This window comes from Collinsella aerofaciens, assembly GCF_025289055.1.
GTDB lineage: Bacteria > Actinomycetota > Coriobacteriia > Coriobacteriales > Coriobacteriaceae > Collinsella.
The window spans coordinates 18,069-43,736 of sequence record NZ_JAESIQ010000013.1 but is presented as its reverse complement, the minus strand read 5'-3'; the positions used below and the strand labels follow the sequence as shown (position 1 = coordinate 43,736).

Annotated in this window: 22 protein-coding genes and 1 pseudogene; 12 read left to right on the top strand and 11 right to left on the bottom strand. The window is 59.9% G+C overall.

Annotated elements, in window-relative coordinates:
- Positions 1–28: 28 nt before the first annotated feature.
- Positions 29–793: an amino acid ABC transporter ATP-binding protein gene (locus tag JMJ97_RS05275; RefSeq protein WP_117746439.1), complete on the top strand. Its 765-nt coding sequence runs from the start codon at positions 29–31 to the stop codon at positions 791–793.
- Positions 794–880: 87 nt separating this feature from the next.
- Positions 881–1,690: a gamma-glutamyl-gamma-aminobutyrate hydrolase family protein gene (locus JMJ97_RS05270; RefSeq protein WP_260699394.1), complete on the top strand. Its 810-nt coding sequence runs from the start codon at positions 881–883 to the stop codon at positions 1,688–1,690.
- A gap of 107 nt (positions 1,691–1,797) precedes the next feature.
- Here JMJ97_RS05270 and JMJ97_RS05265 read toward each other — a convergent pair whose 3' ends face one another.
- The 3 genes from JMJ97_RS05265 to JMJ97_RS05255 form a co-directional block, all read right to left on the bottom strand.
- Positions 1,798–2,154: an Hpt domain-containing protein gene (locus JMJ97_RS05265; RefSeq protein ID WP_260699393.1), complete on the bottom strand. Its 357-nt coding sequence runs from the start codon at positions 2,152–2,154 to the stop codon at positions 1,798–1,800.
- 23 nt (positions 2,155–2,177) lie between these two features.
- Entirely contained in the window at positions 2,178–4,058 is a 1,881-nt protein-coding gene (locus JMJ97_RS05260) for a diguanylate cyclase (RefSeq protein ID WP_260699392.1), read from the bottom strand.
- Between the two features lie 211 nt (positions 4,059–4,269).
- A complete protein-coding gene (locus JMJ97_RS05255; RefSeq protein ID WP_260699391.1) occupies positions 4,270–5,067 on the bottom strand; it encodes an alpha/beta fold hydrolase in 798 nt (265 codons plus the stop codon).
- Positions 5,068–5,292: 225 nt separating this feature from the next.
- On the opposite strand from JMJ97_RS05255, the gene JMJ97_RS05250 reads away from it, so the two are divergent.
- The 3 genes from JMJ97_RS05250 (at position 5,293) to JMJ97_RS05240 (ending at position 8,188) form a co-directional block, all read left to right on the top strand.
- The gene (locus JMJ97_RS05250; protein WP_260699390.1) at positions 5,293–6,069 is read left to right on the top strand and encodes a radical SAM protein; all 777 of its coding nucleotides are present in this window, start codon (positions 5,293–5,295) and stop codon (positions 6,067–6,069) included.
- A gap of 160 nt (positions 6,070–6,229) precedes the next feature.
- Positions 6,230–7,117, top strand: a complete 888-nt coding sequence (gene map / locus JMJ97_RS05245; protein ID WP_260699389.1) for a type I methionyl aminopeptidase — start codon at positions 6,230–6,232, stop codon at positions 7,115–7,117.
- 135 nt (positions 7,118–7,252) lie between these two features.
- Entirely contained in the window at positions 7,253–8,188 is a 936-nt protein-coding gene (locus JMJ97_RS05240; protein ID WP_260699388.1) for a D-2-hydroxyacid dehydrogenase, read from the top strand.
- Here JMJ97_RS05240 and JMJ97_RS05235 read toward each other — a convergent pair.
- The 3 genes from JMJ97_RS05235 to JMJ97_RS05225 form a co-directional block, all read right to left on the bottom strand.
- Positions 8,185–8,676 carry a type II toxin-antitoxin system VapC family toxin gene (locus JMJ97_RS05235; RefSeq protein WP_260699387.1) on the bottom strand — a complete coding sequence of 164 codons (492 nt, stop codon included), beginning with the start codon at positions 8,674–8,676 and terminating at the stop codon, positions 8,185–8,187. The two genes, JMJ97_RS05240 and JMJ97_RS05235, sit on opposite strands and share 4 nt — an antisense overlap.
- Complete coding sequence (locus JMJ97_RS05230; RefSeq protein WP_260699386.1) at positions 8,669–9,049, bottom strand: hypothetical protein; 381 nt, start codon at positions 9,047–9,049, stop codon at positions 8,669–8,671. The genes JMJ97_RS05235 and JMJ97_RS05230 overlap by 8 nt, the downstream gene beginning before the upstream one ends.
- Before the next feature lie 215 nt (positions 9,050–9,264).
- The gene (locus JMJ97_RS05225) at positions 9,265–10,650 is read right to left on the bottom strand and encodes a M18 family aminopeptidase (protein WP_195363132.1); all 1,386 of its coding nucleotides are present in this window, start codon (positions 10,648–10,650) and stop codon (positions 9,265–9,267) included.
- A 161-nt stretch (positions 10,651–10,811) separates the two neighbouring features.
- Between JMJ97_RS05225 and JMJ97_RS05220 the strand changes: the two genes are divergently transcribed.
- Positions 10,812–11,897 (top strand): carcinine hydrolase/isopenicillin-N N-acyltransferase family protein, encoded by a 1,086-nt coding sequence (locus tag JMJ97_RS05220; RefSeq protein WP_260699385.1) that lies wholly within the window; start codon positions 10,812–10,814, stop codon positions 11,895–11,897.
- A 139-nt stretch (positions 11,898–12,036) separates the two neighbouring features.
- Entirely contained in the window at positions 12,037–13,116 is a 1,080-nt protein-coding gene (locus tag JMJ97_RS05215) for a 6-phosphofructokinase (protein ID WP_118258858.1), read from the top strand.
- A 540-nt stretch (positions 13,117–13,656) separates the two neighbouring features.
- On the opposite strand, the gene JMJ97_RS05210 is transcribed toward JMJ97_RS05215, so the two are convergent.
- Both JMJ97_RS05210 and JMJ97_RS05205 read right to left on the bottom strand, forming a co-directional pair.
- The gene (locus JMJ97_RS05210) at positions 13,657–16,422 is read right to left on the bottom strand and encodes an FtsX-like permease family protein (protein WP_260699384.1); all 2,766 of its coding nucleotides are present in this window, start codon (positions 16,420–16,422) and stop codon (positions 13,657–13,659) included.
- Positions 16,423–16,427: 5 nt separating this feature from the next.
- Complete coding sequence (locus JMJ97_RS05205; protein WP_117816947.1) at positions 16,428–17,129, bottom strand: ABC transporter ATP-binding protein; 702 nt, start codon at positions 17,127–17,129, stop codon at positions 16,428–16,430.
- Between the two features lie 271 nt (positions 17,130–17,400).
- On the opposite strand from JMJ97_RS05205, the gene JMJ97_RS05200 reads away from it, so the two are divergent.
- The 3 genes and pseudogenes from JMJ97_RS05200 (at position 17,401) to JMJ97_RS05195 (ending at position 18,784) form a co-directional block, all read left to right on the top strand.
- Positions 17,401–18,039: a GyrI-like domain-containing protein gene (locus JMJ97_RS05200; protein WP_260699383.1), complete on the top strand. Its 639-nt coding sequence runs from the start codon at positions 17,401–17,403 to the stop codon at positions 18,037–18,039.
- A 170-nt stretch (positions 18,040–18,209) separates the two neighbouring features.
- Positions 18,210–18,557, top strand: a pseudogene (locus JMJ97_RS09665) (Abi family protein); the annotation flags it as partial.
- A gap of 32 nt (positions 18,558–18,589) precedes the next feature.
- Positions 18,590–18,784 carry a chloride channel protein gene (locus JMJ97_RS05195; RefSeq protein WP_117635684.1) on the top strand — a complete coding sequence of 65 codons (195 nt, stop codon included), beginning with the start codon at positions 18,590–18,592 and terminating at the stop codon, positions 18,782–18,784.
- Positions 18,785–18,990: 206 nt separating this feature from the next.
- Here JMJ97_RS05195 and JMJ97_RS05190 read toward each other — a convergent pair whose 3' ends face one another.
- From JMJ97_RS05190 to JMJ97_RS05180, 3 genes are all read right to left on the bottom strand, one after another.
- Positions 18,991–19,569 carry a methylated-DNA--[protein]-cysteine S-methyltransferase gene (locus tag JMJ97_RS05190; protein WP_238022593.1) on the bottom strand — a complete coding sequence of 193 codons (579 nt, stop codon included), beginning with the start codon at positions 19,567–19,569 and terminating at the stop codon, positions 18,991–18,993.
- Between the two features lie 747 nt (positions 19,570–20,316).
- On the bottom strand, positions 20,317–21,342 hold the full coding sequence (locus JMJ97_RS05185) for an aspartate-semialdehyde dehydrogenase (protein WP_195920160.1): 1,026 nt from the start codon (positions 21,340–21,342) through the stop codon (positions 20,317–20,319).
- Between the two features lie 174 nt (positions 21,343–21,516).
- A complete protein-coding gene (locus JMJ97_RS05180) occupies positions 21,517–22,905 on the bottom strand; it encodes an aspartate kinase (RefSeq protein WP_260699382.1) in 1,389 nt (462 codons plus the stop codon).
- Positions 22,906–23,009: 104 nt separating this feature from the next.
- Between JMJ97_RS05180 and thrC the strand changes: the two genes are divergently transcribed.
- Together thrC and thrB are read left to right on the top strand one after the other, a co-directional pair.
- On the top strand, positions 23,010–24,527 hold the full coding sequence (gene thrC / locus JMJ97_RS05175) for a threonine synthase (protein ID WP_260699381.1): 1,518 nt from the start codon (positions 23,010–23,012) through the stop codon (positions 24,525–24,527).
- A gap of 201 nt (positions 24,528–24,728) precedes the next feature.
- Positions 24,729–25,610 (top strand): homoserine kinase, encoded by an 882-nt coding sequence (thrB, locus tag JMJ97_RS05170; protein WP_006234874.1) that lies wholly within the window; start codon positions 24,729–24,731, stop codon positions 25,608–25,610.
- Positions 25,611–25,668: the final 58 nt, after the last annotated feature.

Genomic DNA, 25,668 nt, shown 5'->3' with positions numbered 1-25,668 from the left:
CATTTCGAGTCATAAGGAGCCGAGCACCATGGCACAGAGCACCTCTTCCACCGGCAATCAGCCGCTGATCGAGCTCAGACACGTCGATAAGCACTATGGCGATCTGCACGTCCTCAACGACATCAATCTCTCGGTCGACCGCGGCGAGGTCGTCGTTGTGATCGGTCCCTCGGGCTCGGGCAAGTCGACCATGTGCCGCACCATCAACCGCCTGGAAACTATCGACTCGGGCGAGATCCTCATCGAGGGCGAACCCCTGCCGCAGGAAGGCAAGGACCTTGCCCGCATGCGCGCCGAACTGGGCATGGTGTTTCAGCAGTTCAACCTGTTTGCACATATGACGGTACTGCAGAACGTCATGCTGGGACCGGTCGACGTGCTGGGCGTGTCCAAGGAGGAAGCTCGTGAGCGCGCCATGGACCTGCTGAGCCGCGTGGGCGTGGCCGAGCAGGCCGACAAGGTGCCCGCACAGCTTTCGGGCGGCCAGCAGCAGCGCGTGGCCATCGCCCGTTCACTCGCCATGCAGCCCAAGGCCATGCTTTTTGACGAGCCCACGAGTGCCCTTGACCCCGAAATGATCAACGAAGTGCTCGAGGTCATGGTCCGTCTGGCCCAGCAGGGCATGACGATGATCGTCATCACGCACGAAATGAACTTTGCCCGCCGCGTGGCCGACCGCGTCGTGTTCATGGCCGACGGCCAGATCGTGGAAACCGGCACGCCCGACGAGTTCTTCGACCACCCCCAGACCAAGCGCGCCCAGGACTTCCTCAACTCCATTAAGGGCCACTAACCAGCCACCCCATGGGATAAATCCATTGAAAGCGTTGTCCCACGTCTCTCATGCGCCCTGTCACCTTCAGATTCGAAAGCTACACCCATGATCGGAACCCGTACTTCATCGTCCTACACCCCGCACGTCGACGTCGCCCCCGCCGACCGCCCACTCATCCTCGTCGCACCGCGCTGGGAAGAGGCAGAGCCATTTTTAACCGAGATGCTCTCCCCCAACGAGGAAATCGCAAGTGTCTTTGTCGATGCCATCCTTGCCGCTGGCGGCCTGCCGCTGCAGATGTCCATTACCGAGGACATTGAGGTCATCCGTCATTACGTCGATATCGCCGACGGCATCGCCATTCCCGGCGGCCCCGATGTCAATCCCAAACGCTGGGGCGATGATCGACCCTACGACCCCACCCTCTGCTGCGAGATCCGCGATAGCTTTGAGTTTAAGCTGGTCGGCGAGGTGCTCCGCGCCAAAAAGCCGCTCTTTACCACCTGCCGCGGCACGCAGCTGCTCAATGTCGCCACCGGTGGCACCCTGTGCATGGACGTGCCGAGCCTGGGCGCGCGCGAGGGCCGCACGCAATGGCGCCATACCCACGTGCTCAACGACCCCGTGCATCCCGTCGAGGTCGTGCAGGGTTCGCTACTGGAGCGCGCGCTTGGCGGGCACAGGCTGATCCAGACCAACTCGGCACATCACTGCTGCGTCGATCGTCTGGGTAAGAGCACGCGCTTGGTCGCCAAGGCAACCGACGGTGTTCCCGAGTGCATCGAAGTCGAAGGCCAGCCATTCTGCCTGGGCGTGCAATGGCATCCCGAGTACACGTGGAAGACGCTCGAGACCGACTTTAACCTGTGGAAGTCGTTTGTCGAGGCAGCGGCAAAGGTTAAGCAGGCCCGCTAGTTCACGGACAGCACAACACAAAAGGGCGCCCCGCCGGCCACATGGTCCGGCGGGGCGCCCTTTTGCCTATATGTGGCCGGGGCACGCAGCCCAAGGCCCGCAAGCTCTTATTCGGCCGCCTCGCGCAGGGCCGACATCGTAGCCGCATATTGCTGCTGCAGTGCATGCATTCCCTCGCGAGCACCGTCAACGGCATCGGCGCCGCGCAACGCCTCGGTCACCACGACCGCCGGCTCGTACAGATTATCAAATCCCAGGTTCTGGCTCACGCCCTTGAGCGTGTGCGCTGCCATAAACGCACCTTCGGCGTCTCCCGCCGCCATGGCGGCCTCCAGCTTGTCCATGCTCTCGTCATCCAAAAACTTGAGGGCAAAGCGGGCAAGCATTTTCTCGCCCATCAGCCGAGCGCACGCGTCATCATAATTGGCGCCAATCTTCTCATACGCCTCACGCATGGAAATCATGGATTAAAACTCCTTTGGTCAAACTAAATCGTGGGAAACGCGACAACGTCGGCGGGGCGTGCCAACGTCTCGGCAATACGGTCTTGCACCTCGAGCAGGCAGTCGAGCAACAGCGGGTTAAAGGTGCCGCACTTACCGTCCAAGATCATCTGGATCGCCTCCTTGTGCGGGATAGCGTCCTTGTACACGCGCACGCTCGTCAGCGCATCGTACACGTCGGCCACCGAGACCACCTGCGCGGCAATGGGAATCTCGTCGCCCTTAAGGCCATCGGGATAGCCCTTGCCGTCCCAGCGCTCGTGATGCCAACGCGCAATCTGGTACGCATATTCCATAAGCGCATTGCCGACGTGATGGCGGCCCAGCTCAAGCAACATGTCGGCGCCCATCGTGGTATGCGTCTTCATAATCTCGAACTCCTCGGGCGTAAGGCGTCCGGGCTTGTTGAGGATCGCATCGTCAATCGACATCTTGCCGATATCGTGCAGCGCCGAAGCCAGGGCGATCGTGGAGCGTTCCTCATTGTCGAGGGAGATCGTGCCGCTACGCTGGACCAGACAGCCAAGCAGCAGCTCGGTCAGCTTCTCGATGTTCGTAACGTGCCTGCCGCTCTCGCCGTTGCGAAGCTCCATGACGCCGGCCATGATGTCGATGAGCATGCGACTGTTCTTGACGCGCTCGTTGTACTGCTGGGACAGCAGGTTCGTCAGGCGGCGCTGTTTGGCGTATAGGCGGATGGTATTGCTTACACGGCGGCGCACGACACGGGAGTCAAACGGGCGGTTGATATAGTCCGAGGCGCCCAGCTCGTACGCGCGCAGAACCATATCATCGGAATCTTCGCTCGAAATCATGATGAAAGGCAGATTGTCGATACCCGATCGGCGCGACAGGTCGGCCAGCACCTCAAAGCCGCTTATGCCCGGCATGACAATATCCAGCAGCACGAGCGACAACTCATCGCCATAGCGGTCGACCATGTCGAGCGCCGTACGACCGTTGTCGGCCTCGAGGATGCAATACTCGTCCTTGAGCATCTCGTTGAGAATGGCTCGGTTCATCTCGGAGTCATCGACAATAAGCACCAAAGGCTTTTCGCTTTGGAAGGCTTCGATGGAATCGGCATCGGTCACGACCGTACCGGCTTTTGCCTTAGCGCGGCTCAATAACTGGACAGCGCGGCCAACGCCCTCATCGACCGTCTCGCCATGAATGCGAACGCCACCAACACATGCCGTCAAGCTCACGTACTCATGGCCCGGAACAATCGTGGCATGAACGGCATCGGACACCTGATGCAGGCGACGGGTGAAGTCATCGGAGGGAATATTGGGCATGACGACCACAAACTTGTCGCAGCCATAGCGTACGAGCTCGTCAGTCGAACGAATTCCGCTGCGTATGGCCGTCGCCACAGCACCGAGCGCAAGGTCGCCGGCATGGCGGCCACACGTATCGTTGAAGACCCTAAAATCATCAAGGTCGATCACCGCAACGCCGGCATTCATGCGGGCGCTACGGAGCTTTTCCTCGTAATATCGGCGATTGCGCACACTCGTCAGCACGTCGGTGTAGACGAGGTCCCCTTCTGCAGCCTCTTGCTCATCGATCGGGCGCACCATCAGCAGGACGTGAGGCTCGCCCTCGACCTTCAGAGGGCGTAGGCGGGCGCGGTACTCAACACCATCGTTGAGCAGTTGCTCCGACACCTCATCGGAATCTGCCAAGGCCTCAAGACTCGACTGACGCAGACAAGGGCACCGATTGCCGGCGAGCAGGCAGTTAGGCTCGCTCTTAATCTGATCGGCCGACAGCAAACGCACCACGGGGTAGGTCTTCGCGACGCGGGCGACCTCAGCGGCAGCCTCCTCGTCGGTTAGATTGACCTCGTGATTTTTGCGCATATGGGGCCCTTTCTATCGTTATGCACGGCAACGGTGCATATCAATTGGTACAAGGGTAACATCTAACAGCTGAAGGCAAACGCGCGATTATCGTTACATTTTTATGACCTGGCAAGCGGCGGTAATGGAGCCGCGGGCGCGCGGTTATGGACGCATTCGTTAACAATGACGAAACGCTAACAACCCCTCTCCCCGCAGGTCATCGAGCGTGCTAACGCTCCAAGACATCACGAACGGCATTTGCCGCCGTAACGGGGCGATCGCGCAGACCGTTATGCGCGCCCGGAATCGTCACAAGGGGGCAATCGAGATATTCGGCAGCCACCCTCGTGCCCGCCTCGCGGGGCGTGCCAACCGAGAGCTCGCCCAAGAACACGTCCGACACCGCCTTTGACGCGCGAGCGCGCTCCCAGTCGGGAGCATATGTCATATTTGTTCCGTATTCATTGGCCATAAAGCAACGACCATTGCGCAGGGCATGTTTGACTTCCGCTTCGGTCGTCCCAGGAGCCTCGGGGTCCAAGTCGCCGAGGGCTCCCAAGAAAAGCCGGAGCGCCCTTGAAACCTTTCCCGCCGCAATCATATCGAGCAAAACCGGAGCTGCGCCCATACCGACGCCTTTGGCCGACACAGCCGGCTCATGCAGAATCGCACGGGCGACGAGATGGGGTTCGGTGCGAAGAAGCTCCAGCGCAACCAACGTACCGGCACTATGCGCAAGCACATTTGCCGGAGCGCCAACGTGTTCGATCACGGCTTGCAGGTCGGCGGCCTGAGCGGCAAGATCATAGCTGCCGTCTGCCGCATCGCTGCTGCCACCGCAGCCGCGGCGGTCGTAGGCAATTACGCGGTAGTTGCGGCTGAGCTCACAAGCGATACCGTCGAAAAATGTGCCGTCGACACAAGCGCCGTGCACGCACACCAAAGCAGGAGCATCAGGCGACACATCCGGGCCGGCATATTCGCGACAGGCAATCGTGGTGCCCGCATTCTCGACCGTAAAATCCATGTTGTGCCCCCATCATCAATGCCCATCCAGTTGCACGTCAGTACGGTTGGATGGACCCGCATTGCCTTATACCTTGTTAACAGATTAACTGTACCCGACCCGAGGCTTTTCATGGCACAGCATCATGGGCGACGTGAAAAAACGAAACTTGTAAAGCAAGAGCCCGCACCTTGCTTTGGAGCCGATGCTATGCTTAGGCACAATTGTCTTGAGGAGCATATGCCTATGTCTACGTTTTTGAATGCCAGCCCCATCTTTGGGCCCGTTCGCAGCCGTCGCCTTGGTCTCTCGCTCGGCGTCAACATGATGCCGGCCAGCGGCAAAATCTGCACGTTCGACTGCATTTACTGCGAAAACGGCCTCAACGCCGAGCGCCCCTGCCATGAGCCGTACAACACAGCTGCCGTGGTACTCGACGCGCTCGAGGCAAAGCTGCGCGAGATGGCAGCCGAGGGCGAGCTCCCCGATGTGATCACCTTCGCAGGAAACGGCGAGCCCACCGCCGCACCGGAGTTTCCCCAGGCCATCGCCGGCGCCGTCGCGTTGCGCGACGAGCTTGCCCCAAACTCCAAGATCGCCGTGCTCTCCAACGGCACGCGCGCCGACCGCCCCCAGGTGCACGATGCGCTCATGATGGTCGACGACAACATCCTCAAGCTCGATACGGTCGATCCGGCATTTATCCAGCTGCTCGACCAGCCTGTTGGCCCCTACGACGTCGAGCACCAGATTGAGACGTTCGCAAGCTTTGACGGTCACGTTATTATCCAGACGATCTTTTTGACCGGTGAGTATCAGGGCAAGCCCATCGACAACACCGGCGAGGAGTACGTCGCCCCCTGGCTCGCGGCGCTTGAGCGCATTCGCCCACAAGAAGCGACCATCTACACGGTGGCGCGCGAGACACCAATCGCCGGCCTTGCTAAAGCGGCGCCCGAGGTGCTCGACACGATTGCCGCACGCGTGCGCACCCTCGGCATCCCCTGCCAGGTGAGCTACTAGCAAAACCGCGCAGCAGCCAGTGTCCGCCATCCCACTCCATCAGTTGCGGTGATATAGTTCCTGTTTATGCTGTTAAACCGCTTAAATCGGAACTATGTCACCGCAACTTTTATGGACGCGTGGGTGGGCTATACTAGCTGCGGATGAAAGGAAGTTAGCCATGTATGACAAAGGACCCGTGCCTGGCCGCAACGACGCTTGCTGGTGCGGCAGCGGCAAAAAATATAAGAAATGCCATAGCGCCTTTGATGAGCGCCTCGAGCGCTTGTGGGAAGAGGGCTGGGAGGTTCTGCCCCGCACGCTCTACAAGACGCCCGCCGATATCGAGGGCATCAAGCGCTCGGCAGCCATCAACGTGGGCGTGCTCGATTATGTGGGCGAGCATATCGCCGCAGGCATGACCACCAACCAGATCGACCAGATGATCTACGACTACACCGTCGAGCACGGTGGCACGCCGGCCGATCTCAAATACGAGGGCTATCCCAAGAGCGTGTGTACCTCGATCAACGACGTCGTCTGCCACGGTATCCCCTGCGATGCGGATGTGCTGCACGAGGGCGACATCATCAACGTCGACTGCTCCACGATTTTGGACGGCTACTTTAGTGATTCGAGCCGCATGTTCTGCATCGGCAAGGTCTCTGCCGAGCGCCAGCGCCTGGTCGACGTCACCCGCGCCAGCGTGGAGGCGGGTCTGGCGGCCGTCAAGCCGTGGCTGCCGCTATCCGTTATGGCCGAGGCCGTGCAAAAGACGGTCGAGGAAGCCGGCTTTAGCGTGGTGCGCGAGTACGGCGGGCACGGCATCGGTAAGGAGTTCCACGAGGACCCGTTTGTGGGCTTTACCACCGAGGCACCCGATGTGGACACCATCATGGCCCCGGGCATGGTCTTTACCATCGAGCCCATGGTCAACGCCGGAGCGCCCGACATTAAGATCAGCAAGGGCGATGGCTGGTGCGTGCGCACCAAGGACGGCAGTGATTCGGCCCAGTGCGAGGTACAGCTCGCGGTGACCGAGGATGGTTACGAGCTGCTGAGCTGGTAGCCGTGGATGCGCCGGGCTACGCGATGGATATGCTAACCATCGCGTAGCCCGGCGTTTTATTTGAACGTTTTGCCTGATAAAACATGCCAAAATAAATCTGTCCCCTTTTGGCAGGTTGGGCGGAGAGGACTGCTTGTGAACATTCTGGTTTTGTTGCCCGTCAACGATCGTCACCGCGCGATCCTCGAGTCGAGCGCTCCGGGCGAGGACTTTATCTACACGAGCGCCGATGCCGTCACGCGTGAGCAGGTCGCCAACGCCGACGTAATCCTGGGCAACATCGACCCCGCCTTGCTTACCGCATGCGAGCATCTCCAGCTGTTGCAATTGCAGACCGCCGGCTATGACGATTACTTGGCCGCCGGCACCGTGCCGGCTGAAGCCAAGCTGTCTTGCTCGATCGGCGCCTACGGTCAGGCCGTGAGCGAGCACATGTTTGCCATGGTGCTGTCTATGATGAAGCGCCTGCCCGGCTATCACGACTTGCAGCGCGAGCATCGCTGGGAGGATTTGGGGCCGGTCACCTCGCTCAAAAACGCCAATGTGCTGGTGCTGGGCGCGGGCGATATCGGCGGCCACTTCGCCACGCTCTGCCGCAACATGGGCGCGCACGTCCGCGGCATCAAGCGCCATCCACTCGTCTACCCCATTGTGTTTGAGGACATGGACGGCATGGACGCCCTGTCCGAGCGCCTGGCCGAGGCTGACATCGTCGCATCCTTTATGCCGAGCACACCCGAGACCCGCGGCCTGGCAAACGCCGAGTTCTTCGCCGCGATGAAACCGGGCGCCTTCTTTGCCAACGGCGGCCGCGGCGACCTTGTGGTCGCCGACGACTTGGTTGCCGCCCTGGAGTCGGGACATCTCGCCGGCGCCGCGGTCGACGTCACCGACCCCGAACCGTTGCCTGAAACAAGCCCACTGTGGGATGCGCCCAACATGCTCATCACGCCACACGTCTCCGGCTGGTTCCACCTAGCCGCCACGCTCAACAACGTTGTCGACATCGCCGCAGAGAACCTGCGTCACCTGCAAGCCGGCGAAACTTTACGTTGTTGGATCGAGCACTAGAAGGACGTCAGGTAGTTTCTTGCGTCTACTACACTCATTGCTGCGACGGGTGCGTGTGAACAGAGTTTGGCATCGTTGGTGACCAGAAGGTCTGCCTTTGCGCGCATCGCTGCCGCGATGATTAAATCGTCTTCGTAATCGCTATGGAGCTTACGCTGCTTGCTCGCCATCCATATGTCGCTCAGATCGCAGGGCACGGGCGTAGCAAGTTGCGACAACACATCAAGACAATCCCATGCGAGTGATGTCGCCGCCGAAGCGGCATCTTGAGACAGCGAACCGTGCTCTCGCCGATACCACGCCTTATGTTCGCTCGAAATCAAATAGAACAGGTCTTTGGACGATGTCGCCGCATACATCAGCTCAGCCTGAGCCGTACACGAATCACGCAAAAACTCAATTGCCGCCGAACGACCGCGTCGCTGGGGAATGAAGTAATCAAGCCACACGTTGGTATCAACCAAGATGCGCTTTGGATTCTCACTCATAGAGCCAGCTCATCTCCTCGCCATAGCGATCAGCGTAGGCGTTCCGTTTGAGCTCTTCATTACCCGAGGGCTGCACCTTAGCCAAGTCAATCCCCGACTCACGGCAAACAGCAGCGAACAGCTGCGAACCTTGGTCGATGAGTTCGAGCTTGTGCTTGGCGGCTTTCTCTCGCTCGCGCTGTTCCGCCCGGGCACGACCAGGCGAAAGGATATCCTGGAGCGCGCCGGGCCGATCAGCCAGAGATGCCGCAAGTTGCCAGAGCGCACGCACCGCTTGGCTCGGCGTAATGCCAGCCATGGAGAGAGCGGCGTCCCCTCTCCTTTTAAGATCGGCATCGAGACGTACGTTGATCTGAGCGGCTGTTGTGGTCATGACCCCTCCTTAATACTTTATAATTATCATAAAACTCTATGGTAGATACGTAAAGCATGTATAGCATTTAATAGTATTAGCCGTGCTCTGTGCACAAAAAGCCGCCGAGGCACATTGCACCTCGGCGGCTACGCATCACCAATCTAGTTCGGTTTCATCCTTTGCATTTTCCCAGATAAAACCTGCCAAAATGAACCTGTCCCTTTTAGCAGGTTTTAGAGCTCCACGCTTTCGGCGCCGTTGATGGTTAGGTTTCGCTCGTAGAAAGCCGTGAGGGCGCGGATGGCGTACATCACGTCGCGCACGCCGCCGGTCTCGTAGCTCGAGTGCATGGCCAGCTGCGGCAGGCCCACGTCCACGGCATGCATGCTCGCCTGCATATTGGACAGATTGCCGAGCGTGGATCCGCCGGCCATATCGCTCTTGTTGGCGAAGGCCTGCGTGGGCACGTCGGCGTCATCGCAAATAGCTTGGAACACCGCGCGGCTAAAGGCATCGGTACAATAGTGCTGGTTGGCGGCTTCCTTGATGACGATGCCGCCGTTGAGCACAACCTGGTTGCGCGCATCGCACTTCTCGGCGTGGTTGGGGTGCACGGCATGCGCGTTGTCGCAGCTCACGAGCATCGATGCGGCAAGGGCGCGATGATACGACTCGTCGTCAAAGCCCAGCGATCCGTTAATGCGGCGCAATGCATCGGCCAAGAACGTTGACATGGCGCCCTGTTTGGTCTCGGAACCAACCTCCTCGTTATCAAAACAGCAGAAGACCGAGACGTCGCGCGCGTTCTCGGCGCCCAAAAATGCCTGTAGCGAGGTGTAGGCGCAGGCCAGGTCGTCAAGCTTGGGTGTCGAGATAAACTCGTCGGCCCAGCCCCAAATACGCGCATCCTGACGATTGACCAGGAACAGATCGCGGCCCAAAATTTGCTCGGGCTCAACGTCCAGCTCGTCGGCGATCAGGGCGTCAAAGTCGCCCTGTTTAAGGTCACCAGCGCTGATGAGCGGGCACAGGTCAACGGCGCGATTGGGAGCAAAGCTCTCGTTAACGCCGCGGTTCATGTGGATGGCAAGGCTCGGAATAATGGCAACCTCGCGCTCGGTGGCAAGCAGGCGGCTCTCAATACGGTCGCCCTCGCGCACCAGCACGCGGCCCGCGAGTGCCAGCGGGCGATCGAACCAGGTGTAGTCGATCATGCCGCCGTAGGCCTCGGTGTTCAGGCGCAGCGTCTCGCCCGCGCCGTCAAGCTCAGGCACGGCCTTGACCTTAAACGTCGGCGAATCGCTGTGCGACGCCGTGAGCTGAAAATGATAGTCACCGGCAACGCCGTCCTCGCCCCACGTCGCGGCCAGGTCCTCGCCCACCTTAAAGGCAACAACGCTCGAGGTGTTGCGCTGCGTGTAATAACGCCCGCCCGGCTCGATGTCCCACGCCGCGTTCTCGGGCAGGTAGGTAAAGCCCGCCTCGTCGAGCTCGGCCATAATAGTCGCCGCCGTATGGAACATGCTGGGGCACGCCTCGATAAAGTCGATAAGGTCGTTGGCGGCCTCGATATCGTCGGCCGTCACATGCGCGCGCTCGGGCGTTTCCTGATCCGTCATGCTCTCCCCTTTCGCTGGGTTGATGGTCCCCTCCAGCATACCCCGCCACGCCAGTGCCGCACTCTTCATTCCGTGCTTAATTCCGCGCCACTCACCAAGTTGAGCCATCATGCCCGTGCACCTTTTGCGACAATTACGCTAACAGGACGAGAGGAGTCGTCATGAAGCCACGTAACATTGCCATCGCCTGCGGTGTCGCGGGAGTCGCCGTCGGCCTTGCCGCTGCCACCGGTATCGTTTATCACAAGCAAATCAAGTCCGCCGCGTCGCTCAAACGCTTGACCGGCTACGCGGATGGCTATGACCTGTACGCAATCGACATCGCCTACGACTACGATCTTGATCGCATCATCGCCGCTGGCGTGCGCGACGACCAGGCCTACATCGATGCCGTGGTGGCGCAGGTGCTGCCCGGTGTGCCGGTACATGTCCAGGCGCCCCAGTTTGCCTGCAGCGCTTTTGTCGCCGTAGATGCCGAAGGCCGCGTGCGCACCGGTCGCAATTACGACTTTAAGGACGACACCTCGGCGCTGCTGGTGCGCAATCACCCACGTGGCGGCTATGCCTCCATCGGGTTTGCCGCCCTTAACAACCTGGGCGATAACACTCCGCTTGACTCCGTCGCCGGACGTGCCGCCGCACTCATGGGCCCGTTTGCCCAGCTCGACGGTGTTAACGAATGCGGCGTGTCCATTGCCGTACTCACTCTGGATTCCAAGCCCTGTGACCAGGACGCGCAACGCCCCGTCATCAATACCTCACTCGCCATCCGTCTGGTGCTCGACCGTGCCGCCACCACGCAAGAAGCTGTCGACCTGCTTTCCGCCTACGACATGCACGCCATGGCAGGACGCGATTACCACTTCTTTATCAACGACGCCGCCGGTGACGCGCGCGTAGTAGAGTGGGATCCGCGCGATCCGGACCGTGCTTTCAAAGCGACCCCTGTTCGCCAGGTCACGAACTTCTACGCCTGCTATGGCGACGAAGTGCTGCCCAACCAAAAGAATGGCGAGCTGGGCCATGGTAAAGAGCGCGCCGTCGCAATCGCCGATGTCCTTGACGCCCATGTCGGCGCCCAAGACGAGGCAGTCGCTTGGAAGGCCCTACGCGCTGCGGCGCAAAAGCCCAATCCGGAAGACATCACCAGCAACACGCAGTGGTCGGTCGTCTTTGACAATACCGAGCCCGCTGCCGCCATCACGCTGCGCCGCCACTGGGGCAACGTCGATGCCTTCGCACTGTAAGGAGCCAGGCCCGTCGACCTTACGTTCCCTGACGTTGCTTACATTTCCATACGCTTGAGCTAACACGTTTTACCCCCGTATCAACAGTGTGCGGGGGTAAACTTATGCGCATGTTATAACTTGCCCGGAAGGATTCATCATGCTCAGGATCGGTCTTCTTACCAGTGGCGGCGACTGCCAGGCGCTCAACGCCACCATGCGCGGCATCGTCAAAACGCTTATGACCAATAGCGAAGAACCTATCGAGATCTATGGTTTTGAGGACGGCTACCAGGGCCTTATCTACAGCAGGTTCCGCGTCATGTCGCCCGCCGATTTTAGCGGCATCCTCACCCGCGGCGGCACCATCCTGGGCACGAGCCGCACGCCGTTCAAGCGTCTGGATATTCCCGAGGCCGATGGCGTCGAGAAGGTACCCGCAATGGTCCACACCTATCATAAGCTGCAGCTCGACTGCCTGTTTATGCTGGGCGGCAACGGCTCCACCAAGACCGCCAACCGCCTGCGCGAAGAGGGCCTCAACGTTATCGCCCTGCCCAAGACCATCGATAACGACACCTGGGGCACCGAGCTGACGTTTGGCTTTACGAGCGCCATCGACGTCGCCACCAAGTGCATCGACGACATCCACACCACCGCTTCGAGCCATGGGCGCGTGTTCGTTATCGAGATCATGGGCCACAAGGTTGGCTGGATTCCACTGTACGCCGGCGTCGCGGGCGGCGCGGATGTCATCCTGATTCCCGAGATCCCCTACGACATGGATAACGTCATCAAGACCATCGAGCATCGCATGGAAACCGGCAGCCGCTTTACCATCGTGGCCGTCGCCGAGGGCGCCATCTCCAAGGAGGACGCGGCGCTGTCCAAGAAGGAGTACAAGAAGAAGCTCGCCGAGCGTACGAGCCCCTCGATTGTCTACGACATCGCCAAGGAGATCGAAGCCAAGACTGGTCGCGAGACCCGTGTCGCCATCCCCGGCCACACGCAGCGCGGCGGCCAGCCCGACGCCCAGGACCGCATCTTTGCGACCCAGTGCGGCGTCGAGGCGGCACTCGGCTGCCTACGCGGCGAGTTTGGCTACATGATCGCCCTGCGTGACGGCAAGATGTGCCACATGCCGCTCGAGGAAGTCGCCGGCAAGCTCAAGTATGTCGACCCCCAGAGCGACCTGGTACGCGAGGCCAAGGCGTTGGGCATCAGCTTCGGCGACGAATAGCCTCGGCCGAAACTGCTCTCATCGGAGACCCCAGGGCTTACCTCCCAAATCGTCCTCGGACATGTCAGGATCCCGCCGTGCGCTTCGCGCGGCGGGATCCTTCCGTCCTGCGGAAAGATTTGGGAGGTAAGCCCTGGGGCCTCCTACGGTGACTGGGGAGGCCGAGGCTATTCGTCTTCTTGCTGCAAGTGCCTGGGGTAGGATGCGGCGTGCATTTTTGGGAGTATTCAGCAGCCGAGGGTGCCTGCATACTGGATTTTGGGCGAGAGACAGGCGCCGCGGGCCGCATTCTGCAAAAAAATGAGCGGTCCTCGAGGCGCCGGAGCTCAAAGTCAGGTTTTCAATGCGCTTTTGTGCGCCCGCTCCCACACTCGCGGACTCCGGGATGCTGAATACTCCAGATTTTGCACGCCGCCCCCTGGGGTACCTGCGGGCAAAAAGCAACCGCTCCGTCGAAGTATGCATTCGGCGGGGCGGTTTATGCAAAAAGGCGGTTGTGGATGCGTCGGTAGCTCGCTACAGCTTGAATCCCAGGACAGGTTACTCGGCGCTTTTGAGGGCGCCGACCATGTCGATCTTGTTGAGGGTACGATTGGTGGCGAGGTTGACGATAAACGTAAAGCCAAAGGAAAGCACCACGGCGAGCACGTAGCTTAGCGGCTCGACCTCAACATCAAAGTACAGCGACGGCATCTGCAAAATGTACGTAAAACTCTCGGCCAGCAAGCCGCCCAGTGGCACGCCCAGCGCGGCGCCAATTGCCGTGAGGATCAACGTCTCCTTGTTGACGTAATGGTGCACCTCGCCACGGCGGAAACCAAGCACCTTGATGGTCGCCAGCTCGCGCTCGCGCTCGGAGATATTCGTGTTGGACAGCGTAAACACCACCACAAACGACAGGCACGCCGCCATAAAGGTCACGAGCACCACGACGGAATTGATAATAGTGAAGTTCGCCTCAAAGTTCTCCCAATGCTCGGCCGTGCTCGAAATCGAAAGCCAGCCGTCACTCTTAAGCTTCTTGCTAAACGCAATCTGGTCGGCCGACGAACCCTTGAGCAGCGCAAAGATGCCATTGAGGCGAACGCTGCGCCCAAACGCGCGCTCATAGGTGCTCTGCGTCATGTAAAGCGTGTTGCCCAGATAGTTAAGCGAAATGTCGCTGACCTTGACCTTGGCGACGTTGAGTGACGAATCCTGGACGTGTGCTGTATCGCCCGGCTGAATCCCCAGCACCAGCTGTGAACTCTTACTCAGATACACGTCTCCGTCACGCAAAGACAGTGGCTCTTTGGACTCATCCTCAAGGCGAACATAGTCGTCCAGATCATTCGTGCGGTCATCGGGCACCACAATGAGCTGCACGGTCTCGCTCTTTCCGCCAAATGTAAAAGTGACGTTGTCGGTCATAATCGGCAGCATCGAAGTCACGGTCACGTCGGAATCCTTGGCTGCGCTTCGCTCGTCGAGCGCCGCGCACGTCTGCGAAAAATCGTCGGGATTGGCGACCGCCAGCAGATCGTAGCGTGTGATGTGGCCGTACTGCTTGGGCGAAAGCGCGACCGACGTGTCGCGAATACCCATACCGCAAATCACAAGCGCGGTGCAACCCGCGATGCCAAAGATGGTCATAAAGGCGCGCTTTTTATAGCGGAAAAGGTTGCGTGCAGCGACCTTGTTCAAAAAGCCCATGCGGCGCCAGATAAAGCCGATGCGCTCGAGCAGAATGCGCGAGCCAGCGCGCGGGGCCTTGGGACGCATAAGCGAGGCCGGGGTCTCGGCCATCTCGTGGCGGCAGGCGATAATCGTGGCGCCCACCACGCCCACGGCAAACAGCGCCACCGAAACGATCGAGGACACGATGTCGTACGAAAGCAGCATCTGGGGCAGTGAGTACATGTCGTCGAACACCGTAAACAGGAACAGCGGCAGGCCCACAAATCCGATGATGTTGCCGAGCACGCCGCCGATCAGACAGGCCCACAGCGCATAGTCCACGTATTTGGACAGGATGCGTCCGCGCGAATAACCGAGCGCCTTATACAGGCCGATGAGTGTGCGTTCCTCCTCGACCATACGCGTGGCGGTGGTAAGGCTGATGAGCACGGCGACGATAAAGAAGATGAACGGGAACACCGTGGCGATAGCCTCAATTGACGAGCTATCGCTCTCCACGCTCGAGTAACTTGCGATATTGCCGCGGTCCTGGATGTACCAGGTGCATTCTCCCAGATCGGAAAGCTCGGCGCGGGCATCGGCAAACTGCTGGTCGGCGGCGGCACGGCGCTGATCCAGGTCGGCCTGCGCTTGCACGCGCTCCTCACTGCCCTCTGCCATGCGGTTGATGTTGTCCTGCTCAATCCCAAAGAGCATATTCGCCTGGCGCTCGGCCGCATCCAAGCTTGTCGGCGTGTCGACCGTCAGCTCCTGAGCGCGCGCCTTCTCACGCTCCTCGCGGATCTTCTCGATATTGCCTTTGACCTCGTTGATCTTTGCCGCGTAGGCATCCGAATAGGAATTGAGACTCTTGGCTCCCTCGACGATCACGCGGATTGCGGAGTAGGAAGAAGATGTCGCGGCGTCCTCGCTCACATAGAACTTATAGTCCGCCGCCGAAGCAGCGCGAAAGGCGTTGACTGTCGAGTCGGAGCTCACGTCGGTAGGATCGAGGACCTCGGCCGTAATGGTGTAATCGCCCGCGGCAAACTGATCCTTGGCGCTTTGGTTCGATGAACTTGCGTCATTGGCGGCAAAACTCACTGTATCGCCGAGCTTTTTGCCCGAAGCCTTCAGGAACTTCGAAGTCACCGCGACCTCATCGGCGCTCTCGGGCAAATCGCCGTTCACGAGCACCGGCTGATCGATGTTCTCCTTGGAGAGACTTTGCACGACCACTCGCTCGCGCGTTGTGCCCACGGCGGTGTAGGCGGTCTCGGTGTAGATACCCTCAGCCGTCTCGACGCCGTCGACCTCTTGGATAGCCGCAAGATCGTCGCGTGTAAGGCCATAGGTCGACTGCACGTTAATGTCATAGACATTCTGCTGGTCAAAATACGCGTCGACCGAATCGCACAGATCCTCGCAGCCCGCCTTAAGGCCGCACATCACACTCACGCCGAGAGCGGTGATAACCACGATGGACAAAAAGCGCTTAAGACTGCCCCGAATCGTGCGGTAGATGCCACGGCGAAAAACCGTCGGCACCATATCGTTTGAGCTTTGAGCGATACGGTAGGTCGCGAACTCCCGGTCGCGACCCGCGTGCTCCGTATCGTGGTTTTGGCTGTTTTGGCGATCTTGGTCCATGGGCGCTACCACTCGATCGTCTCGATAGGCACGGGATTTTGCTGGACCGTTTCACTCTCCACGCGCCCGCTCTTAAAGCGAATCAGGCGATCGGCCATGGGCGCAAGCGCGGAGTTGTGGGTGATGATAATGACCGTAATGCCCTGTTTGCGACAGGTGTCCTGCAACAGTTGCAAGATCTGCTTGCCGGTTTTGTAGTCGAGTGCACCCGTGGGCTCGTCGCACAAAAGTAGCTTGGGGTTCTTGGCCAGCGCGCGGGCGATGGACACGCGCTGTTGCTCGCCGCCCGAAAGCTGCGCCGGAAAGTTAGCGAGTCGGTCGCCCAGACCAACCTGACGAAGCGTTTGCTCGGCATCGAGCGAATCGGGGCAGATCTGTGCCGCTAGTTCGACGTTCTCAAGCGCCGTCAGGTTGGGGACCAGATTGTAGAACTGGAAGACAAAGCCGACGTCGGCGCGGCGGTATTCCACGAGCTGCGCCTCGTTAGCGGAGCTCACATCGCGCCCGTCCACCGTCACGGTGCCGGAGGTCGCCGTATCCATGCCGCCCAGAATGTTGAGCGCCGTGGTCTTGCCGGCACCCGAGGCACCCAGGATAATGGCGAGCTCGCCGCGCTCGACCGTAAAGCTCGCGCCGTCGAGCGCGTGGATGCGGGCATCGCCCTCGCCGTATGCTTTGATGACGTCTTTAAATTCGATATAGGCCATCGATTGGTTCCCATCTGGTCGGATAACTCTCTAGTATTACCCATTTCCCACCTACCAAAAAGGGACAGGTTTATTTTGGCGGGTTTTATATGGGGAAATGGAAGCTATAGATGAGACGCCGGGGAGGCAGAGAAATCATCGATTGGGTCAGGCCGACCGCCAAACACAACGCACGCATCTCAATCTGTCAGCCAAATCATTCGAACAGCTGTTCGTTTCTATGATATGATTCGGCTATCTAAGCAGGCCAATACGCAGAAAGGCGGCCAACATGGCGTTCGACTTTAAGAAGGAATGCAAGGAGCTCTACAAACCTGCAAGCAAGCCGAGTATCGTAACTGTCCCGCCTATGAGCTACGTTGCCGTTCGCGGAAAGGGCGACCCAAATACCGAAGGTGGCGAGTATCAAAACGCCCTGCCGCTGCTTTACGGCATCGCCTATACCATCAAGATGTCGAAGAAAGGCTCAAGGAGTATCGAGGGCTATTTCGACTTTGTGGTACCGCCGCTCGAGGGCTTCTGGTGGCAAGACTCCCCGAGCGGCGACATCGATTATGTACGCAAGGACGATTTCAACTTTATCTCGTGCATCCGCCTGCCCGATTTCGTCACTCAGGATGACTTTGACTGGGCGGTCGCGGAAGCCACGGCCAAAAAGAAACTGGACTTTTCTGCCGTCGAGCTGCTTAAAGTTGACGAGGGTCTCTGCGTTCAATGCATGCATACCGGACCCTACGACAGCGAGCCGGCAACCGTAGACGCCATGCATGAATATGCGACCGAGCAGGGCTATGTCCCCGACTTCTCAGATACCCGTTTACATCACGAAATCTATCTCTCCGATCCACGCAAGTGTGCGCCGGAGAAACTTAAGACCGTGGTTCGTCATCCTATCAAGCGCGCTGAATAGCGTGGAGCGTCATTTCACGCGCTGGGTTTTAAGCCAGCCAACCAGCCGCCTCCTAGGCCGTCCGGTAATTATCTTGACGCGGCCCGTCGCATCTTATAAGTTTGTTTTGCTAAAGCTGGAAAGCCTCTCAACGATGCGCAACTCCAGCTCTTTTTCTATCAAGAGGCTTAATGAAATACCAGAAGTCGCGGATATCCATCAACGAACAAATAGCACTATTGACAGAAAACAAGGGTCTTAAGTGCTCTGATCAAAGCGAACTCGAGCGAGCTTTGGTCGAAGCCAACCACTACAGACTGTCGGCCTACTGGTTTCCCTACAAAACCAAATGCAAGTCCGGGATTACCATCTTTCGCGAAGGCACAACATTCGAAACCATCATCTACACGTATGAATTTGACCGAGCCCTCCGGCAGTTAATGTTTGATGCGGTCGGCAGTGCGGTCGGCAGAATTGAGATCTACCTCAGAAGCAGAATTGCCTATCTTGCCTCTGAGGAACGCGGGCCTTTCTGTTACCCAGATGTCGCCATAACGAGGCTCAACTCGGCATGCCCGTCGAGCTCTGCGCCGCACTGGGCTACGCAGCCGTCTTTGGCAGCGCCACCAATACGCTGCTCGCACCCATCCTTATTGGCTGCGAAGTCTTCGGCTTTGGTAACTTGCCGATGTTCATTATTGTCTGCGTTGTGGCTTACCTGTTCAACATGGATAAGTCCATCTACGCCCTGCAGGAGCGGGCGTAGATCGATGTCCAGGCAGGTGGTCTCAGCCGGAAACGGTGTCCCACTCTGAGGCTGTATTCCGGGACACGGTTTCCGCTTGGAACGCCATTCGGAAAGCGCATCCCGCTTTAAAACGGAATTCCGGGACGTAGTTTCCATCTGAGCCTCCATTCGGAAAGCATGTCCCGTTCTTTCACGGCGTCTTGGCTATGCAAAGTGCTCGAACGTTATTCCTCGTACGCGCCCTCGAGCCGAAGCAGCCACTCCTTGCGGTCAAGCCCGCCGGCATATCCGTTAAGCGAGCCGTCGGCGGCAACCACGCGATGGCACGGCACAATGATCGAAATAGGATTCCGCGCGACCGCGGCCCCCACGGCACGGGGAGACACAACAGGTGCTTCGTTTCCCGGTACACGATGTCGAGCCGCAACACGCTGGGCGATCTCACCATACGTAGCGACCTCGCCACGCGGGATAGAAAGCAGCTCAAACCAAACCTCACGCTGAAACGCCGTGCCAATCATATGCAACGGCGGCGTAAACCGAGGCTCCTGCCCCGCAAAATAAGCATTCAGCCAAGCCCAAGAACGCTCAAGCACCGAAGAAGCCGCGCCATTTGCCGGACTCACCGAAGACATCCCACCGGTACCAGAAACCGCATCGGCGCCTTCAACATGTTCGGGATCTTCTTTGAGAAGCGTGGAGCCAAAGTGCTCCTGCCCCTCAAACCAAAGCCCCGTCAAACCGCGGCCATCAGCGGCAAGCAGGATTTCGCCCAAAGGCGAAGCAAACGTCGTCGTGACCACCAGCGGCTCCTTTCAAAACTCCGCAACATAATACCGCGAATTGTGCAGACAACCCCACAGATACGTCTGGGCGGGCTCGCAATTGCTTAAGCGAGGCTGTTTTCCCCAATCAAGCGAAGAAGACGCAGGGCTTCGACGCCAGAGAGGTACCTCTATCAGCTGAGCTCTAATACTTTCCCGAGAAGTGAACGAGTAAAAACGAAGCCCCGGAGCATCCACACCTTTAGCCCAAAAAACCGCAGGATTCACGCTGTAAAACCGCAGGAAATAGCGGTCAAAATATGCCAATGCTTCGGGGGTCCAAATAAGCTCGTTCACTTCACGGGAAAGTATTAGACCCCGATTCACCCCAACCCCAAAGTCGCCCCAGGCAGCAGGCGCGACAGCGCCGCGGCTGCCGTCACGGCCCCGCAGTCACCCCAGGCAGCAAGCGCAACGCGCCGCAGCTGCCGGCCGCGCCCCACAGTCCCCCCAAGGCGGCAGGCGCAAAGCGCCGAGGCCGCCGCCGGGACCAGGGCCCGCAACAACCACGCGCCCCCACATCAGCCCAGCGGCCCCAACCAACAACGGCCCCATCGCAGACCGCTTGCAGCAGCGTCACCGCAGGCGGGGACTGGGCTTGGTTTTCAGAACACTCCGCAGACCAGTGTGGCGCCTTGTCCGCGGCTCCGAAGGAGCAGGACAAGGCGCCACACATGGTCGAGGACGTTCTGAAAACCAAGCCCGGCCCCCGCCGGACAGGTCACACTACTCGCAGAGCAGCTTAGCGATCTGGACGGCGTTGGTTGCCGCGCCCTTACGGATTTGGTCGCCGCAGCACCAGAAGGTGATGCCGCGCGCAGCCTCGGGGTTCGAGATGTCACGACGCACGCGGCCGACCCAAATCAGGTCCTGGTCGGACGTATCCATCGGCATGGGGAAGCGGTCGTGTGCATCCTCGGCAGCCATATCGTCAACCAGCTTGACGCCGGGAGCGGCAGCCAGCGCGGCACGGGCCTCCTCAACCGTAATGTCACGCTCGAACTCGAGCGTAATGCTCTCGGAGTGCGAGCGCAGCACAGGCACGCGCACGCAGGTGCAGTTCACGCGCAGCTCGGGCAGGTGCATGATCTTGCGGCCCTCGTTTTGCAGCTTCATCTCCTCGGAGGTAAAGCCCTCCTCCTTGACGCCGCCGATCTGCGGAATCAGGTTACTCGCCAGCTGGGCGGCAAACGCGCGCGGCTCGGGAATCTCCTCGCCACGGCCCAGGGCGGCCAACTGAGCCTCGAGCTCGGCCATGCCGGGGGCGCCAGCACCCGAAGCCGCCTGGTACGTCGAGACGATCATGCGTTTCACGCCAGCGAGCTGATGCAGCGGCCACGTGGGAACCAGGCCGATAATGGTCGCGCAGTTGGGGTTGGCGATAAGGCCGTGATGCCACTTGATGTCGTCGGCATTGATCTCGGGCACGACCAGCGGCACCTCGGGATCCATGCGGAAGGCGTGGCTGTTGTCGACCACGACGGCGCCGCGCTTGACGGCCTCGGGCAGCAGCTCCTTCGCGATATCGTCGCCGGCGGCGCCAAGCACAATATCGCAGCCCTCAAAGGCCTCGGGGCAAGCCTCTTCAATCACGATCTGCTCGCCACGGAACTCGACGGTCTTGCCCGCGGAGCGTGCACTTGCCAACAGCTTGAGCTTGCTGACCGGGAACTCCTGCTCGTTGAGGCACTCGAGCATCTGGGTGCCCACGGCTCCCGTCGCGCCCAAAATAGCAACCGTGTACTGTTTCATGCTTCCCCCTTTAAAGGTTTTGGCTTTTGCCCGCACGCCGAGCAGGCCGATTATTGTTGCCAGTGAATACAAGAACGGGGCAGGCACGAAACCCGCCCCGTCGAAACGAAACCGAAACGAAACGCCCCGCCGTAGATTTTTGGCGCGTGCCCCAACAATCTACCGAGACAGTCGCTACTTGTGGAGTGCTGACAGGGCGGGATCGACCGGCGCGGGAGCCTCCAGGTCGGAGACCTTCACAATGCCGTTCTCATCGGAGAAGGCACGGTAGATGGTCCGGATCGCCAGATCGAAGTCCTTCTCCTCGACACCGATAATGATGTTGATCTCGTCGCAGCTCTGCGAAATCATGCGCACGCTCACGCCGGCCTGGCCAAGCATGCCAAACAGATGGCCCGAGATGCCCGCGCGACCGCGCAGGTTACGGCCAACGGTCGCAATGAGCGCCAAGCCCTCGACAACCTCGATCTCGAGCGGCTCGACCTCCTGCTGAATGTCGCCCACGAGCGAGTACAGCGAATCGTGAACGTCCTGCTCCTGCACCACGGCGCCAAAGCGGTCGACACCGGTGGGCATGTGCTCGACGGAAACGTCATAACGCTCGAAGACCGAAAGCGCGCGGCGCATAAAGCCGACGCGGGGCTTGGTGCGGTCGCGGGCGACGTTGATGGCGACAAAACCGCGCTTGCCGGTCACGCCGGTAATGATGGGCTCTGCCTCGCCCTCGTCAGCCGTCTCGCTAATGATGGTGCCGGGGTCCTGCGGCGCATTGGTGTTCTTGATGACCAGCGGAATGCCGGCCTCGCGCACGGGGAACACGGCCTCCTCGTGCAGGACGCTCGCACCCATGTACGAAAGCTCGCGCAGCTCCTCGTAGGTAACGCGCGCAATGGGCTGAGCCTCGGGAACAATACGCGGATCGGCAGAATAGAAGCCCGAGACGTCGGTCCAGTTCTCGTACAGGTCGGCACCCAGGCACTTAGCCAAGATCGAGCCGGAAATATCGCCGCCACCACGGTCGAGCAGCTTGATCTGGCCCTCACGCGTCGCGCCGTAGAAACCGGGCATAACAAAGCCGCCCTGTTGACCGTACTCCTGCACCAGCTCGGAGGTGCGATTCATGCTGAGCGTACCGTCGTGATGGAACGCCACAACCGTCGCGGCGTCCAAGAACGGCAGGCCTAGGTACTCTGCCATCAGGCGAGCGGTGAAGTACTCGCCACGGCTCACGAGCTCCTCGGTAGAGTAGCCGCCCGAGCGGGCGCGCTCGGCAAAGGCCGCGAACTCCTCGCGGATGGGATAGGTGAGCTCCAACTCGTCAGCGATATCAAAATAGCGCTGGCCGATGTCCTCGAGTAGTTCCTCGCACGACACGTGATACTTAACGTGCGCGTTAACCAGGTAGAGCAGGTCGGTCACCTTGGTGTCGCCCTTAAAGCGGCGGCCGCAGGCGGAAACCACCACAAAACGGCGGGCAGGGTCGGCGTCGACGATGGCCTTGATCTTTTTGAAGTGTTCGGCGTCGGCGACCGACGAGCCGCCAAACTTGGCAATCTTAATCATGGGCTGGAGGTTACCTTTCTAAAAAGCCTCTGCGAACCTATTTTGCGCGCTCTGATACCATGGTTTCACCGATTGGGACCAAGGCATCCGAGGAGCAGTGTTATATGGGAACTTATCATAGTACACGAGGACGCACTTTATCGTGCTCAAGTAAGGTGGCAATCCGTACCGGCATCGCTCCCGACGGGGGTTTGTTTGTCTCGGACGAGCTCGGCACCCAGCAGGTCGATATCAGCTCGCTTGCAGATAAATCGTACTTTGAAATCGCTCAAGATGTGTTGGGAATGTTACTGAATGATTACACGGCCGAAGAAATTTCGGCGTGTGTCGACGAGGCATACCGCGGCACGTTCGCGAGTGAAGAGGTTACGCCGCTCGTCAAACTCGATGCAGCGCCGGGTGCTGACGCCCCTCAGACCTATGTGATGGAGCTCTTTGGCGGCCCCACAAGCGCCTTCAAGGACGTCGCCCTACAGATGCTCCCCCGCCTGATGGCCCGCACCTCCGCCAAGGACGGTGGCGCCGAGCGCATCATGATCGTCACCGCCACATCGGGCGACACAGGCAAGGCAGCACTCGCCGGCTTTGCCGACGCCCCGGGCACGGGCATCACCGTCTTTTATCCCGAGGGCAAAGTCAGCCGCGTGCAAAATCTGCAGATGTCCACTCAGGAGGGCGATAACGTCGCCGTCTGCGGCATCCGCGGCAACTTCGACGATGCCCAGAGTGCCGTCAAGCGCATCTTTGCCGATAAGGAGCTTGCCGAACGTCTAGAGGCCGCCGGCACGGTGCTTTCGAGCGCCAACTCCATCAACGTCGGCCGCCTGGTGCCGCAGGTCGTCTACTACTTTGCCGCCTATGCGCAGCTGCTGCGCGCCGGCGCTATCGAGGCTGGCGACGCCGTAGAGTTCTGTGTGCCCACCGGCAACTTTGGCGATATCTTGGCCGGCTACTACGCCAAGCGCATGGGCCTGCCCGTCGCCAAGCTCATCGTCGCGAGCGACAAGAACAACGTGCTTGCCGACTTCCTGACCACCGGCGTCTACGACCGTAACCGCCCGTTCTTCACGACCATCTCGCCGTCGATGGACATCCTCATCAGCTCTAACCTGGAGCGCATGCTGTACTTCCTGTCCGATGGCGACTGCGAACTCGTTGCCGGCCTTATGGAGCAGTTGGCACAGACCGGTCGCTACGAGGTACCCGCCGAGCTGCTGGCCAAGATTCAGAGCGTCTTTGGCTGCGGCTGGGCCAGCGAGGACGAGGTCCGCGCTGCCATCAAGAGTTGCTGGGACGCCAACGGCTACGTGATCGACCCGCACACCGCTTGCGGCTATCACGTCTTTGAAAAGGTCGCTCCCGCCGAGGGCGCCAAGGCTCGCGTGCTGCTTTCGACCGCCAGCCCCTACAAGTTCCCGCGCGCCTGCTGCGACGCCCTGGGCCTCGACGTTCCCGAGGATGATTTTGAGGCTATGCGCGTACTCGAGCAGGCCACCAACACGGTCGCCCCGACCCAGCTCGCCGAACTCGAATCCAAACCCGTCCGCTTCGAAGACGTCTGCGACGTCGATGAGATGGCCGGCTACGTCGAGTCTGCAGCAAAACGAATGAGCACCGACTAGATCCCTTATTAAGCGCCGGCGAAAGCCGGCGCACCTTCTTTTTATTTAGCTTTCGGGATAATGACGAGCATGCGAGCGGGTCTGGCCGTTTAGTTCGTCGCGAGTTCCGCACGAGCCGGAAAGCACTTAATGTGCTTTCCGAGCGAGCCAGGACTGCCCGAGCAGCGAACTAAACGGCCAGACCCGCCCAGGAGGACCCACATGATCAAAATCACCGTCCCAGCAACCAGCGCCAACTTGGGCATTGGATACGATACCCTCGGCATGGCCGTCAGCCTCTACTCGCACTTTACCTTTGAGCGTGCCGACAAGCTCACCATCACGGGCTGCCCCGAGGAGTTTCAAAACGAGAATAACCTGGTCTATGTGAGCTTTGTCGATGCTCTGGCCGCCTGGGGCGAGCCGGCCTTCCCCGTCGCTATCGACATTCAGACCGACGTGCCCGTCGCCCGCGGCCTGGGTTCCAGCTCCACCTGCGTCGTCGCCGGCATCATGGCTGCCGCCGCGCTGACAGGCCACACCGTCGACCGCGCCGAACTCGTCCGCATCGCCACCGAGGTCGAGGGCCATCCCGATAACGTCGCCCCCGCCATCCTGGGCGGCGCCGTCTGCTCCTTTACGCCGACTGATTCGCTCCCCCAGTGCCTGCGCTATGAGGTGAGCGATCGCTTGCGTTTTATTACCGTGATTCCGCCCTACGAGGTGCATACGAGCGAGGCCCGCAAGGTTGTGCCACAGGAGATTCCACTCTCCACCGCCGTATGGCAAATGGGCCGCATCGCCGGCATGACGCGCGGCCTGGAGACTGGTGACCTCGACCTGATTGCCGCCGCCAACGACGACCGCATCCAGGAGCCCTATCGCCGCCGCCTCATCCCCGACTACAACGCCGTGCGCGACACCTGCCTTAACGGAGGCGCCAAGACCATCTGGATCAGTGGCTCCGGCTCGACCCTCATGGCCGTGACTGACGACACCATCGTGGCGAAGTTCCTGCAGGTCAAGCTGCGCGAGCAGTTCCCCAAGTGTGACACGCACATTCTGACGTGCGACACCGAGGGCGCTCAAATCGAGTACCTGTAGACATCCTCCCCATATACCTGTCCGGGACGGTCGGGATGTTCCCTCAAAATCGTCCTCG

Excerpts from the sequence above, each read along its gene's own strand:
- JMJ97_RS05275 (WP_117746439.1), top strand. The coding sequence starts at position 29 with ATGGCACAGAGCACCTCTTCCACCGGCAATCAGCCGCTGATCGAGCTC.
- JMJ97_RS05270 (WP_260699394.1), top strand. The coding sequence starts at position 881 with ATGATCGGAACCCGTACTTCATCGTCCTACACCCCGCACGTCGACGTC.
- JMJ97_RS05265 (WP_260699393.1), bottom strand. The coding sequence starts at position 2,154 with ATGATTTCCATGCGTGAGGCGTATGAGAAGATTGGCGCCAATTATGAT.
- JMJ97_RS05260 (WP_260699392.1), bottom strand. The coding sequence starts at position 4,058 with ATGCGCAAAAATCACGAGGTCAATCTAACCGACGAGGAGGCTGCCGCT.
- JMJ97_RS05255 (WP_260699391.1), bottom strand. The coding sequence starts at position 5,067 with ATGGATTTTACGGTCGAGAATGCGGGCACCACGATTGCCTGTCGCGAA.
- JMJ97_RS05250 (WP_260699390.1), top strand. The coding sequence starts at position 5,293 with ATGTCTACGTTTTTGAATGCCAGCCCCATCTTTGGGCCCGTTCGCAGC.
- map (WP_260699389.1), top strand. The coding sequence starts at position 6,230 with ATGTATGACAAAGGACCCGTGCCTGGCCGCAACGACGCTTGCTGGTGC.
- JMJ97_RS05235 (WP_260699387.1), bottom strand. The coding sequence starts at position 8,676 with ATGAGTGAGAATCCAAAGCGCATCTTGGTTGATACCAACGTGTGGCTT.
- JMJ97_RS05230 (WP_260699386.1), bottom strand. The coding sequence starts at position 9,049 with ATGACCACAACAGCCGCTCAGATCAACGTACGTCTCGATGCCGATCTT.
- JMJ97_RS05225 (WP_195363132.1), bottom strand. The coding sequence starts at position 10,650 with ATGACGGATCAGGAAACGCCCGAGCGCGCGCATGTGACGGCCGACGAT.
- JMJ97_RS05220 (WP_260699385.1), top strand. The coding sequence starts at position 10,812 with ATGAAGCCACGTAACATTGCCATCGCCTGCGGTGTCGCGGGAGTCGCC.
- JMJ97_RS05215 (WP_118258858.1), top strand. The coding sequence starts at position 12,037 with ATGCTCAGGATCGGTCTTCTTACCAGTGGCGGCGACTGCCAGGCGCTC.
- JMJ97_RS05210 (WP_260699384.1), bottom strand. The coding sequence starts at position 16,422 with ATGGACCAAGATCGCCAAAACAGCCAAAACCACGATACGGAGCACGCG.
- JMJ97_RS05205 (WP_117816947.1), bottom strand. The coding sequence starts at position 17,129 with ATGGCCTATATCGAATTTAAAGACGTCATCAAAGCATACGGCGAGGGC.
- JMJ97_RS05200 (WP_260699383.1), top strand. The coding sequence starts at position 17,401 with ATGGCGTTCGACTTTAAGAAGGAATGCAAGGAGCTCTACAAACCTGCA.
- JMJ97_RS05195 (WP_117635684.1), top strand. The coding sequence starts at position 18,590 with ATGCCCGTCGAGCTCTGCGCCGCACTGGGCTACGCAGCCGTCTTTGGC.
- JMJ97_RS05185 (WP_195920160.1), bottom strand. The coding sequence starts at position 21,342 with ATGAAACAGTACACGGTTGCTATTTTGGGCGCGACGGGAGCCGTGGGC.
- JMJ97_RS05180 (WP_260699382.1), bottom strand. The coding sequence starts at position 22,905 with ATGATTAAGATTGCCAAGTTTGGCGGCTCGTCGGTCGCCGACGCCGAA.
- thrC (WP_260699381.1), top strand. The coding sequence starts at position 23,010 with ATGGGAACTTATCATAGTACACGAGGACGCACTTTATCGTGCTCAAGT.
- thrB (WP_006234874.1), top strand. The coding sequence starts at position 24,729 with ATGATCAAAATCACCGTCCCAGCAACCAGCGCCAACTTGGGCATTGGA.